This window comes from Dorea sp. AF24-7LB (assembly GCF_003478575.1).
Classification (GTDB): Bacteria; Bacillota; Clostridia; order Lachnospirales; family Lachnospiraceae; genus Dorea_D; species Dorea_D hominis.
Genome location: NZ_QUFR01000001.1, coordinates 269,038 through 282,063 on the forward strand (window position 1 = coordinate 269,038; position 13,026 = coordinate 282,063).

A 13,026-nucleotide genomic window follows, 5' to 3' on the forward strand; every position below is an offset into this window, starting at 1 on the left:
TGTATTATTTATCTTATGCGATAAGAACAGTAGTTTTGACTAAGATAATTTAGTCTTCAGCAAGAATTTCCCAGTTTTTATAAAGAGTTTCCAACTCTTCCGCAATCTGTACTTTCTCTTTGGCGAGTTCCTGGCATTTGACAGAGTTTGTGAAAATCTCTTCTTGTACCATAAGTTCATCAATTTCCCGGTCGCGGTCTTCGAGTACGCTGATGCGTTCTTCCGTCTTTTTTAATTCATTCTGGCGTTTGCGTTCCTTAGCCTGCAGTTCTTTTTGTTCCTGCCAGCTTAATTTGGAAGCGGAGACTTCACCGGAATCGGTGGAAGAATCAGAAGTCATATCGATATTTTCTGTATATGCAGCTGTGAGTTCTTCCTTTTTCTCCAGGTAATAATCGTAATTTCCAATGTAATTGACAAACGTATGATGCGTAAGATCCAGGATTCTTGTGGCAGTCTGATTGATGAAATAACGGTCATGCGAAACATAGAGCAGTGTTCCGGTATAATTATTCAGCGCTTTTTCCAGAATTTCTTTTGAGGTAATGTCTAAATGGTTGGTCGGCTCATCGAGGATCAGGAAGTTTGCTTCAGAGAGCATAAGCTTTGCAAGAGAAACACGTCCTCTTTCACCACCGCTTAAATCGGAAATCCGTTTAAAGACATCGTCTCCGGTAAATAAGAATGCTGCAAGCATGTTCCGGATCTGCGTATTTGTAAGAGTCGGGTAATCATCCGAAATCTCTTCAAAGATTGTCTTTTCCATATGGAGCACATGGTGTTCCTGATCGTAGTAGCCAATCTGGACATTCGTACCAAGGGTGAAAGTTCCGTTGTCTGCAGGGAGAACCTGATTTAAAATCTTAAGCAGAGTCGTCTTGCCGGTTCCATTATCGCCGATGATCGCAACGTGTTCGCCACGCTTGATCTCAAAACTGATATCTGAAAATAACGTCTGTGGTGGAAAGGCTTTACTTAAATGTTCTACCGTCAGTACATCATTACCGCTGATGGTTGCAGGTTCAAGCTTTAACTGAAAGTCTTTGTTTGTTTCTATCGGTTTTTCTACCGGCTTGATCTTCTCAAGCATTTTCTCACGGCTTTCCGCCCGTTTGATTGATTTCTCGCGGTTGAAAGAGCGGAGCTTTTCAATAACAGCTTCCTGATGCTTGATCTCTTGCTGTTGGTTGAGATATTCTTTGATACGCGCTTCGCGGATCTGCTGTTTTTTCTGAGAGTAATCAGTATAATTACCAGAATAAGTCATCAGTTCACCGTTTTCTATTTCGATGACTTTCGTTACAATCCGGTTCAGAAAATAACGGTCGTGTGAGACGATCAGTACTGCACCCGGATAATTTAATATGTAAGTTTCCAGCCACGTGATTGAATTCAGATCCAGGTGGTTGGTCGGCTCGTCCAGAAGCAGAATATCCGGTTTAGTAAGCAGAAGTTTGCCGAGAGAAACACGGGTTTTCTGTCCTCCGGAGAGCGTATTCACCGGTTTGGTAAATTCTTCTTCCTGAAAACCTAGTCCCTTTAAGACGCCAGTCAGTTCGCTTTCATAAGCATATCCATTTTCGCGTTCAAATGCTGCGGTCAGCCGGTTGTAGGAGTCCATGTGGTCTTCCAGAGAGTCTCCACTTAAGTCCTTCATCTCCAGTTCCAGCTGACGGATCTTCTGTTCCATGGCAATGATATCTGCTTTTGCCGTGCGCACTTCTTCGTAGATCGAACGATCTGTATTCATGTCCTGATGCTGGGCGAGATATCCCATAGTCTTTCCTTTGGTCAGGATGACGGAACCACCATCTGACGGCAGTTCTCCGGCAATTATCTTGAAAATAGTAGATTTGCCGGCTCCGTTCGGGCCTACAAGGGCAGCTTTCTCATGATCTTCTATATGAAAAGAACCATCTTTCACAATGATTTCTTCACCAAATGTTTTGTTAATTCCATGACAGGCAAGTATCATAAAAAATTCCTCCTTATCTGTTCACATACGTTCTTATTATAACGAAAACGTAATAAAAAAACTACTAAAAAATTGACTTTATTCATACAATTTTATATAATAACAGTTAGAATACATATGGGAAGGTGAAAAAATTGGATAATCGAGGAATATCACAGGCAGTCATCCGACGTTTGCCGCGATATTATAGATATTTAGGAGAACTCCTTGAAAATGGGGTAGAACGTATTTCTTCTAACGATCTGAGCAAAAGGATGAAGGTTACTGCGTCTCAGATTCGTCAGGATCTTAACAATTTCGGAGGATTCGGACAGCAGGGATACGGCTATAATGTCAAATATCTATATACAGAGATCGGCAAAATCCTGGGACTGGAAGAAGATCATAAGATCATAATCATTGGTGCAGGTAATTTGGGACAGGCACTTGCAAATTATGCAGCGTTTGAAAAACGTGGATTTATCCTGACCGGAATTTTTGATGTAAATCCGCGTCTGGAGGGAGTTGCGATTCGTGGAGTGCCGATCCGCATGATGGACGAGTTGAAGTCCTTTGTCCAGAAGAATGATGTAGAGATTGCTGTACTTACAATTCCAAAAGAGAAGGCAATCGAAGTTGCGAATATGCTTGTGGAGAACGGCGTGCGCGCGATTTGGAACTTTGCACATACAGACCTCAATCTGCCGGATAATATCATTGTTGAGAATGTGCATTTGTCAGAGAGTCTGATGCAGTTATCTTATAACATCAGTCGTTATAATGAAGACCAGCGCAAAAAAGGAAAGAACTAGTAAAAGCAGACGTATAGAAACAGGCATGTGTATACAGGCTTGTTTTTATACGTCCTTTTTATATGATACCTGAGCAGAAAAGCCTGCATTCATGTGAGCTTGTCAGTAAGCGGATGTAAGGTTTTGTGACTCCGCAGGTGTCATAGGTACGATTATATTAGGGAGATGAGTATATGAGGTTTTTACCGGATGGAGACAGTATGAAGGCGGCAGATAAGGATACGATAGAGAATCTCGGTATCCCATCACTGGAACTGATGGAACGTGCGGCGAGGAGTTGTATTGATTCCATGAAAAAGGAAAAGCTGGATTTTACAGATGTTCTGATTGTCTGTGGATCGGGAAATAATGGCGGAGATGGTTTTGCTGTCGCGAGACTTTTAAAAGAAGAAGGATGTGCGGTTACTGTTTTTATGGCGGGGAATCCGGCACATTTAAGTGCGGAATGCCGATATCAGTGGAAGCTTTTTGAAAGCATTGGAGGATCGATCCGCGACCACTACCCGGATGGCACATACAGCCTGATCATTGATGCTATATTCGGTGTTGGTCTGAGTCGGGAAGTAACCGGGCATTACCGGGAAGTTATTGAGTGGATGAATGAAGCGTCCGGAACAAAAGTTGCAGTGGATATTCCATCGGGAATCAATGCCGGAAATGGTTGTGTGCTTGGTATTGCATTCCGCGCAGATTATACAGTGACGTTTCAGGTTGAGAAGATCGGACTTATCTTTTATCCTGGAAAAGAATATGCAGGTAAAGTCACAGTGACAGATATCGGAATATCACTCCGGACGATGGAGAAGAACAAGAACATTGCATATCTGCCGGACAGAGAGGAATATATCAGAATGCTGCCGGACAGACCGGAAGATTCCAATAAGGGTACTTATGGAAGGCTGCTTGTGATCGCCGGAAGTAAAGGGATGAGCGGAGCTGCATTTCTTAATGCAATGGCAGCTTATCGGATGGGAGCCGGACTGGTGCAGATTTATACGGAGGAATCGAACCGGATCATTTTACAGGCACTCCTGCCGGAAGCAATCATCACAACCTATACAGAATTTGACAAGGAAGAAGTGAAACGGCTTTTAAGTCACGCAGATGCGGTATGCATTGGTTCCGGACTTAGTAGATCCAAGACTGCAAAGAAGATTTTAAAAACCGTATTGTCCAATGTGGAAGTAGCATGTGTGATCGATGCAGATGGACTGAATCTGCTTGCGGAGCATTTGAAATATACAGAATATCTTACAGAAGGAAGGTTTATCCTGACTCCGCATATGAAAGAGATGTCCAGACTGACCGGACTTTCTGTTCCTGAAATCAGAGCTAACAGACAGCAGGTGCTGGAATCTCTGACGAAAGAATGGAACGTTACCTGTGTCCTGAAAGATTCAAGAACGTTGATTGGAGAAGCCGGAAAACGGACCTGTGTCAATACAAGTGGCTGTCAGGCGCTGGCAAAAGGCGGTTCCGGAGATGTGCTTTGCGGTGTGATCGCCGGACTTCTGGCACAAGGAATCAGTACATTCGAGGCGGCAACTCTCGGAACTTATATACATGGATTAAGTGGTGAAACAGCTGCGAGAAAGAAAAACAGTTACAGTATTCTGGCAAGGGATCTGCTTGAGATCCTTGCAACAACGGACATTACAAATAGTAATTTATAAGGAGGAAGAACAATGAAAAATTATACAAGAGTGTGTGCAAGAATCAATCTGGATGCAATTGAATCAAACGTAGAGAATATGAAGAATAATTTACAGGAAAATGTTCCGATGATCGTTGTTATTAAGACAGATGCGTATGGACACGGTGCTGCTCAGGTAGCACATCTTCTGGAGCCAAAATCTTATGTATGGGGATTTGCAGTTGCTACATTAGATGAAGCAGTATTACTTCGTAAAGCAGATGTGACAAAACCGATCTTGATTCTTGGATGCGTCTTCCAGGATCAGAGAGAAGATCTTATCAATAACGAGATTCGAATGACAGTATATACAGAAGAGATGGCAAAAGAACTGTCTGATCTTGCCGTGAAACTTGGCAAAAAAGCTTATGTACATATCAAACTGGATACCGGTATGGGAAGAATCGGATTCAAAATCAATGACGAAAGCGCTGATACGATTGAAAGAATCAGCAAACTTCCGGGACTTGTACTGGAAGGAATGTTTACACATTTCTCCAAAGCTGATGAGACAGATAAGACATATACAAACAGTCAGTTTGAGAAATATATGCGGATGAAACATGCACTGGATGAAAAGAAAGTATATTTTACTTATTATCACTGCTGCAACAGTGCAGGAATCATTGACTGCAAAGAAGATAATCTGAGCCTTGTTCGTGCAGGTATTTCCACTTATGGTATGTATCCGTCTGAGGAAGTTCATAAGGAAAACGTTGCGTTGATGCCGGCATTGGAACTGATCAGTCACGTTGCATATGTAAAATGGGAAGATCCGGATGAGTTGATAAGTTATGGCGGAACTTATAGGACAACAAAAAGGACAAAGATTGTTACGGTTCCGGTCGGCTACGGAGACGGTTATCCGAGAAGTCTGTCCAACAAAGGTTATGTCCTGATCCACGGAAAGAAAGCACCGATCATCGGACGTGTCTGCATGGATCAGTTTATGGTGGATGCGACAGAGATTGATGACGTGAAATTTGGTGATAAGATCACACTTGTCGGACATGACGGAGACGAATTCCTGCCGGTAGAGACATTAAGTGAGCTGTCAGGAAGATTCAACTATGAATTTGTATGTGACCTCGGAAAGCGGATTCCGAGAGAATATATCCGTGACGGAAAAGTTGTAGAGCAGGCTGATTGTTTCGCATAATATAAAAGAAAAGCATACATCCGAAAAATATGGGAATACTGAAAGTATCTTAATTTGAGCGGAGTGTGAAGAAGACGTGCAGGTAAGACGCGGTGATATATATTATGCGGATCTAAGTCCGGTTGTTGGATCAGAACAGGGAGGAATCCGGCCGGTTTTAATTATTCAGAATGATACAGGTAACAGGCACAGTCCGACTGTGATCTGTGCAGCGATCACGTCCAGGATGAATAAGGCAAAACTTCCTACGCATGTGGAGATTGATGCAAGGCAGTACCAGCTAGTGAAAAATTCAGTAATCCTTCTGGAACAGATTCGCACGATCGATAAGCAGCGGTTAAAAGATCTGGTATGCCACCTAGATAAAAATATAATGACAAAAGTTGATGAAGCACTGAAAATCAGTCTCAGTCTTCATACATAGAAAAGGAGTACAAGATAATTTACTATGGAAAAGAAAAGTTTATTTCAACGGATCAGGCAGAGTCTCAAACTCGATGACGAGATGGACGAAGCACAGATACGAAAGGCGGCAGGTCTGATCCGTAATATCTTCCGTTATATGGACAAAGATGCAAAGGATATTATGACACACCGGAAAAATATCGTTGCGATTGATGCGACAGAAACACTGGAAAATGCATTTCAGTTCATGCTGGGAGAGAGCTATTCCCGCTTCCCGATTTACGAGGAGGATATAGACCAGATCATCGGTTTTATCCATCTGCGGGAAGCGGCGACCTGTTATCTGGATGAATCGCTCAGAAAACGTCCGGTAAAAGAATTGGATACATATATAAGGTCGGTTTCCTTCATACCAGAGACGAAAAGTATTGATAAATTATTTAAAGAAATGCAGACAAAGAAAAATCACATTGTTATCGTTCTGGATGAATATGGACAGACTTCCGGTCTTGTTGCGATGGAAGATATTCTGGAAGAGATTGTTGGAAATATTCTGGACGAATACGACGAAGAAGAAGAGATGATCCATGCGCAGTTGGACGGAAGCTACCTTGTGGATGGGCTGACGGAACTGGAAGATCTGGAAGATATTCTGCAGATTTCTTTTGAGGAAGAGGAATGTGACACGTTAAATGGATTCCTGATCCGGCAACTTGAACGTATTCCCGGAGAGGATGAAAACTGCTCAGTTCTCTACAATTCCTACCGATTTACAATCTTATCCGTAGATAATAATACAATACAGAGAGTTAAGATTGAAAAAGTACTTGAATAGTGCTAGAATAAAACGATGTGAAATAATTAAGAATAGATACAAGGAGAGATAAGATTTATGTCTGGACATTCAAAATTTGCCAATATCAAACATAAGAAAGAGAAAAATGATGCAGCAAAGGGAAAGATTTTTACAAAAATCGGTAAAGAGCTTGCCGTTGCAGTAAAAGAAGGAGGAAGTTCAGATCCTGTTAACAACAGCAGACTTCGTGATGTTATTGCTAAAGCAAAAGCTAATAATATGCCGAATGATACAATCGAGAGAAATATCAAGAAAGCATCCGGAGATGCCAATGCAGCGAATTATGAGCATATTACATATGAAGGATATGGACCAAACGGAACAGCTATTATTGTAGAGACACTGACAGATAACAGAAACCGTACAGCTACGAATGTTAAGAATGCATTTACAAAAGGAAACGGTAATGTCGGAACTCCTGGATGTGTATCCTTCATGTTTGACCGCAAAGGTCAGATTATCATTGATAAAGAGGAATACGAAGGGGACGCAGATGAGCTGATGATGCAGGCACTGGATGCGGGTGCAGATGATTTTATAGAAGAGGAAGACAGCTATGAAGTTGTTACAGATCCGGATACATTCAGTGAAGTACGTCAGTCTCTTGAAGATGCAGGAATCGCTATGGCTTCCGCAGAAGTAACTATGATCCCGCAGACATATGTAGAACTGACAGATGCAAAAGATATTGCAAGCATTCAGAAGACACTGGATATGCTGGATGATGACGATGATGTACAGGATGTATATCACAACTGGGATGAATAGGATATCTGGAAACTTCGGAGGAGAAGCATGGACAATATAGAAAAGACACTGCAAGAGCTGTTTGACGAGATGTTGACACATGTCAAAGGCTTTCGCAGAAAAACATACAACGGAGTTTTTGAAAAAGGATATATGAAATACCGCCCGGTACTTGTAAGTCTTGAGCAGCTTTTAGCTGAGACAGAAGATGAGGAGAAAGATGCGCTAATAGAAAAACTTTCGCAGGTGATTCCAGCTTATGCATATGATAAGATGCAGAAAGAAGCGAAAAAAAACAGAGAGCGTCTGGGTGTAGATTATAATATGAATATGGCAGTATATGTTATTCCGTTTCTGAATTACTCCAGAAATGAAGACTGCGAGAAATTGTCCCGTCGCATTGTAGAAGTATGGAATGAGAAGAAGGTTACATCCTTAACACTTTCTCATTCTTCTTATGATGATATTGCGGAAGGATTTCGCAGCAAACTATGTTATATCACTACAGCAGTGTGTGAACATATGCAGAAAGAAGACGACTGCTATGAAATGCAAGTGATGCGCAGATTCCGAGATGAATATCTGATGCAGACGGATGAAGGACGTAGTATTATAAAGGACTACTATGAGGTCGCGCCGGGAATTGTAATGATTTTAAATATGCAGAAAGATGCAGCTGCCATCTATAAGCAACTGTATTGTAAATATTTGCTACCATGCGTGCAACTGATCGAGCAAGGGAAGAAAGCACAGTGCCAGGCATTATATATGCAGATGGTACAGAATCTTAAAATGCAGTATATCTAAATATCAGAATATTATAAGGTATTGTCAGGAGGAAAAGGAAATGAGTGATTACAAACTGGAAACCAAATGTATTCAGTCCGGTTATGAACCGGGAAATGGGGAACCGAGAGTGCTTCCGATTTATCAGAGCACAACATTTAAGTATAACAGCAGTGAGCAGATGGGCAGACTGTTTGATCTGGAGGAATCCGGATATTTTTATACACGTCTGCAGAATCCGACAAATGATGCTGTAGCAGCAAAGATCTGTGATCTGGAAGGCGGTGTTGCCGCAATGCTGACTTCATCCGGACAGGCTGCAAACTTTTACGCAATTATGAATATTGTAGAAGCAGGAGACCATATCGTATGCGCATCTGCGCTTTATGGAGGCACCTATAACCTGTATGCCCATACGATTAAGAAAATGGGTGTGGATGCAACATTTGTTGATCCGGAATGTTCCGAAGAAGAGTTAAATGCAGCATTCCAGGAGAATACAAAAGTTGTATTCGGTGAGACGATCGCCAATCCGGCGCTTGTTGTACTTGATCTGGAGAAATTCGCCAAAGCTGCACATTCACATGGAGTTCCATTTATCGTGGATAATACATTTGCAACTCCAGTCAACTGCCGCCCGTTTGAGTGGGGAGCAGATATCGTTACACATTCTACAACAAAGTACATGGATGGACATGCATCCTGCGTCGGTGGGGCAATCGTAGACAGTGGTAATTTTGACTGGGAAGCGCACAAAGACAAATTCCCGGGACTGACTGCGCCGGATGAGACGTATCATGGAATTGTCTATACAGAGAGATTTGGAAAAGGCGCCTATATTACAAAAGCAACGTCTCAGTTAATGCGTGACCTTGGTTCAATCCAGGCACCGCAGAATGCATTTCTTCTGAACATCGGACTGGAGACTTTACATCTGCGTGTACCGAGACATTGTGAGAATGCTTTAAAAGCAGCTGAATATCTGAAAAACCACGAAAAGGTTGCATGGGTTTGCTGCCCGTCCATGCCAGGTGACAAATACTACGATCTGGCATCCAAGTATATGCCGAACGGAACCTGTGGTGTAATCACATTCGGCTTAAAAGGCGGAAGAGATGCTGCTGTACGCATGATGGACAGCCTGAAGATGATCGCGATCGTGACACATGTAGCGGATGCGAGAAGTTGTGTGCTGCATCCGGCAAGCCACACACATAGACAGATGAATGATGAGGAACTGAAAGAAGCTGGCGTACAGCCGGATCTGATCCGTTTCAGCGTTGGAATCGAGAATGCAGAAGATATTATTGCTGATCTTGCACAGGCTCTTGAGCAGGCTTAATTTTCTGATTTACGAATAAAAATAACAGGACACCTTCATACTAACAATAAAGAAGTATGGAGGTGTTTTTTATGGATCAGAAGCAGTCAGAAGAGAGGGAACAGATCAAAGAAATGGGGAGCCTTGATCTGGGAACAAATAAACAGAAAGACAGGATTAAATTACTGACGATTATTGGCGAGATCGAAGGTCATGAGGCAGTATCAGGCAATACAAAGGCAACGAAATATGAGCATCTTCTCCCGGTGCTTGCGGAAATAGAAGACAGCGAAGAGATTGATGGACTGCTTGTGCTTCTGCACACACTGGGCGGTGACGTGGAAGCGGGGCTTTCTATTGCAGAGATGATCGCATCGCTCAGCAAGCCTACCGTATCGCTTGTTCTTGGAGGCAGCCATTCTATCGGCGGACCGCTTGCAGTATCAGCCAGATATTCTTTTATTGTTCCAAGCGGCACGATGGTTGTTCATCCGGTGCGTACGAACGGCATGTTTATCGGCGTGGAACAGAGCCTTCGCAATATGCTGAAAACACAGGATCGGATCACCCGATTTCTTTCAGATCATTCGAAAATGAGTCAGGAGAGAATTGAAAAATTAATGCTCAATCCTACAGAACTTGTAAAAGATGTCGGTACTTTGCTGGAAGGTGAAGATGCTGTGAGGGAAGGTCTGATCGATGCGGTTGGGGGTCTTAAGGATGCACTTGGCAAACTGCATGAAATGATCGCGCAGGAGAAGCAAAAAAGAGCAAAATAACGTAATGACATCCCTTCTTAATAATGCTATACTAATAATAGTATTGCCAAGAATAAGGGGGAATATAAATGGCTGCAAAGTCAAGGAAAAAGAGGAGTACAAGGCAGACCAAAAAGAAAAAACAGGAACAGAGTTTCCTGCGGGATGAAGTGACAATCTGGCTGACACTGGCAGTCAGCATTCTGATCATGCTCAGTAATTTCGGCCTGGGTGGCTCGGCGGGAGCAAAGGCTTCCCACGGATTATATTATGCATTTGGAGCAGTTGCCTATGTAGTTCCGTTTCTATTATTTGGAATTGTTGCATTTCTTATCTCAAACAAAGGGAATGTAAATGCATATTTAAAGACAGCGGCAGGACTTATATTTGTTGTCCTGACCTGCGCACTTCTGGAATTGGTGGACAAGATCGGAGGTATCATCGGCGAAAAGATTACGAATGTACTGGCACCGGTTATCGGAGTCGCAGGTACATATGTTGTTGTTCTTATTTTCATGATCATTTGTTTTGTCATTATGACTGGAAAGTCTTTGCTTAAGGGAGTAAAAGAAAGTGGAGACCGAGCATACGGCAAAGCAAAAGAAGATTCTGCCAGAAGAAGGAAGATTGCAAAAGAGCGCCGGGAAGAACGCAGTAAAGAGCGGGAGCGACTGCGTGAACAGAAAGCAAAAGAAGTGCTGGAACAGAAGAAATTCCAGGCAGAGAAACCACCAAAGAGTGTCGGAAAAAGTAAGCGCAGTGAGAAGCATGTGGAAGGTGTTTCGTTTGATACAACACTTGGCGGCGGACAAACACCGGCACACGAAGATATGCATGAAGTTTCAGCAGAACCACAGTTCGTGATCCACCGCGGGGATGATGCGTCTATGCCGGCTGATAAGAATGAGATGCCGTCAGTGGCAGACGCAGATGTTCAGGAAGAGAAACCGCGCAGACGCAAAACACGTGAAGCGGCTGCAGAACTGGCGAAGGAGACTGCACAGGTTGCGGCTACGGTTGCTTCAGGAGAGAGAAAATCAAAGAAAGCATATCAGTTCCCACCAATCTCACTTTTGAAACGAGGAAAGAATAAAGGTGGAGAATCTGATGCAAGCCTTAGAGAGACCGCAATGAAGTTACAGCAGACACTGCAGAATTTCGGAGTCCAGGTTACAGTGACGAATGTAAGCTGCGGCCCTGCGGTAACACGGTACGAGTTACAGCCGGAGATGGGGGTTAAAGTTAGCAAGATTGTTGGGCTTGCCGATGATATCAAACTGAATCTTGCAGCGGCAGACATTCGTATCGAGGCGCCGATTCCCGGAAAAGCGGCAGTCGGAATTGAAGTTCCGAATAAGGAAAATTCCGCAGTTATGCTCCGTGATTTGCTGGAGACAGGAGAGTTCCAGAACAGTCCGTCAAATATTTCATTTGCAGCTGGAAAAGATATCGGTGGCAAAGTTGTTGTGACGGATATTGCGAAGATGCCACATCTTCTGATCGCAGGTGCAACCGGTTCCGGTAAATCTGTCTGCATCAACACAATCATTATGAGTATTTTATATAAAGCAAGACCAGATGAAGTGAAGCTTATCATGATTGATCCGAAAGTTGTAGAGTTAAGTGTATATAACGGGATTCCGCATCTGATGATTCCGGTTGTGACCGATCCGAAGAAAGCAGCAGGTGCTCTTAACTGGGCGGTTGCAGAGATGACGCGAAGATATCAGGCATTCGCAGAATACAATGTACGTGATATGAAAGGCTACAATGCGAAAGTAGAAGCAATGCCGGAACCAGCTGAGGGTGAACCGGCAAAACCGGTTCTGATGCCACAGATTGTCATTATCGTAGATGAGCTTGCAGATCTGATGATGGTAGCGCCGGGAGATGTAGAAGAAGCAATCTGCCGTCTGGCGCAGCTTGCCCGTGCAGCCGGAATCCATCTGGTTGTTGCAACACAGCGTCCATCCGTAAATGTTATTACCGGACTGATCAAGGCAAATATGCCGTCAAGAATTGCATTTTCCGTATCATCCGGTGTTGATTCCAGAACAATCATCGATATGAACGGAGCAGAGAAACTGCTTGGAAAAGGTGATATGCTTTTCTACCCGTCCGGTTATCAGAAACCAGCCAGAGTACAGGGTGCGTTTGTAACAGATAAAGAAGTGCAGGATGTTGTGGAGTATCTGAAATCACATAATGATGATTCCGGATATGATGAAAACGTTGTAAACCATGTGAATACTTCGGAGATCGGAAGTGGAAGCATCGGAAGTGCAGATACCGGGGAGACGGATGTGCATTTTATAGAGGCCGGAAGACTGATCATTGAAAAGGACAAGGCGTCTATTGGTATGTTGCAGCGTACGTTTAAGATTGGATTTAATCGTGCAGCGCGCATTATGGATCAGCTTTGTGAAGCCGGAGTTGTAGGCGGCGAAGAAGGCACGAAACCACGAAAGATTTTGATGTCTGCGGAGGAATTTGAGCAGTATATTACAAAAAAATCATAAGTTTCCAGTTGCAAGC

11 protein-coding genes are annotated in these 13,026 nt (G+C 43.2%); 10 read left to right on the forward strand and 1 reads right to left on the reverse strand.

Features of this window, described 5'->3' with window-relative positions; translation table 11 throughout:
• Window positions 1-49: 49 nt before the first annotated feature.
• On the reverse strand, window positions 50-1,975 hold the full coding sequence (abc-f, locus tag DWY31_RS01315) for a ribosomal protection-like ABC-F family protein (RefSeq protein ID WP_118519334.1): 1,926 nt from the start codon (window positions 1,973-1,975) through the stop codon (window positions 50-52).
• Between the two features lie 134 nt (window positions 1,976-2,109).
• On the opposite strand from abc-f, the gene DWY31_RS01320 reads away from it, so the two are divergent.
• The 10 genes from DWY31_RS01320 (at window position 2,110) to DWY31_RS01365 (ending at window position 13,010) form a co-directional block, all read left to right on the forward strand.
• Window positions 2,110-2,766, forward strand: a complete 657-nt coding sequence (locus DWY31_RS01320) for a redox-sensing transcriptional repressor Rex (RefSeq protein ID WP_118519335.1) — start codon at window positions 2,110-2,112, stop codon at window positions 2,764-2,766.
• 173 nt (window positions 2,767-2,939) lie between these two features.
• On the forward strand, window positions 2,940-4,439 hold the full coding sequence (locus DWY31_RS01325; RefSeq protein ID WP_118519336.1) for an NAD(P)H-hydrate dehydratase: 1,500 nt from the start codon (window positions 2,940-2,942) through the stop codon (window positions 4,437-4,439).
• A 12-nt stretch (window positions 4,440-4,451) separates the two neighbouring features.
• Window positions 4,452-5,618, forward strand: coding sequence for an alanine racemase (gene alr / locus DWY31_RS01330; RefSeq protein ID WP_117537213.1), 1,167 nt, complete (start codon window positions 4,452-4,454; stop codon window positions 5,616-5,618).
• Window positions 5,619-5,694: 76 nt separating this feature from the next.
• Window positions 5,695-6,042: a type II toxin-antitoxin system PemK/MazF family toxin gene (locus DWY31_RS01335; protein WP_021861095.1), complete on the forward strand. Its 348-nt coding sequence runs from the start codon at window positions 5,695-5,697 to the stop codon at window positions 6,040-6,042.
• A 24-nt stretch (window positions 6,043-6,066) separates the two neighbouring features.
• Window positions 6,067-6,858: a hemolysin family protein gene (locus DWY31_RS01340; RefSeq protein ID WP_021861094.1), complete on the forward strand. Its 792-nt coding sequence runs from the start codon at window positions 6,067-6,069 to the stop codon at window positions 6,856-6,858.
• Window positions 6,859-6,915: 57 nt separating this feature from the next.
• Window positions 6,916-7,647, forward strand: coding sequence for a YebC/PmpR family DNA-binding transcriptional regulator (locus DWY31_RS01345; protein WP_118519337.1), 732 nt, complete (start codon window positions 6,916-6,918; stop codon window positions 7,645-7,647).
• 27 nt (window positions 7,648-7,674) lie between these two features.
• On the forward strand, window positions 7,675-8,433 hold the full coding sequence (locus tag DWY31_RS01350) for a CFI-box-CTERM domain-containing protein (protein WP_243060342.1): 759 nt from the start codon (window positions 7,675-7,677) through the stop codon (window positions 8,431-8,433).
• A gap of 40 nt (window positions 8,434-8,473) precedes the next feature.
• Window positions 8,474-9,754, forward strand: a complete 1,281-nt coding sequence (locus DWY31_RS01355; protein ID WP_117537210.1) for an O-acetylhomoserine aminocarboxypropyltransferase/cysteine synthase family protein — start codon at window positions 8,474-8,476, stop codon at window positions 9,752-9,754.
• Between the two features lie 71 nt (window positions 9,755-9,825).
• Window positions 9,826-10,512 (forward strand): ClpP family protease, encoded by a 687-nt coding sequence (locus DWY31_RS01360; RefSeq protein WP_118519339.1) that lies wholly within the window; start codon window positions 9,826-9,828, stop codon window positions 10,510-10,512.
• 68 nt (window positions 10,513-10,580) lie between these two features.
• Entirely contained in the window at window positions 10,581-13,010 is a 2,430-nt protein-coding gene (locus tag DWY31_RS01365; protein WP_118519340.1) for an FtsK/SpoIIIE family DNA translocase, read from the forward strand.
• The last annotated feature ends 16 nt before the right edge of the window (window positions 13,011-13,026 follow it).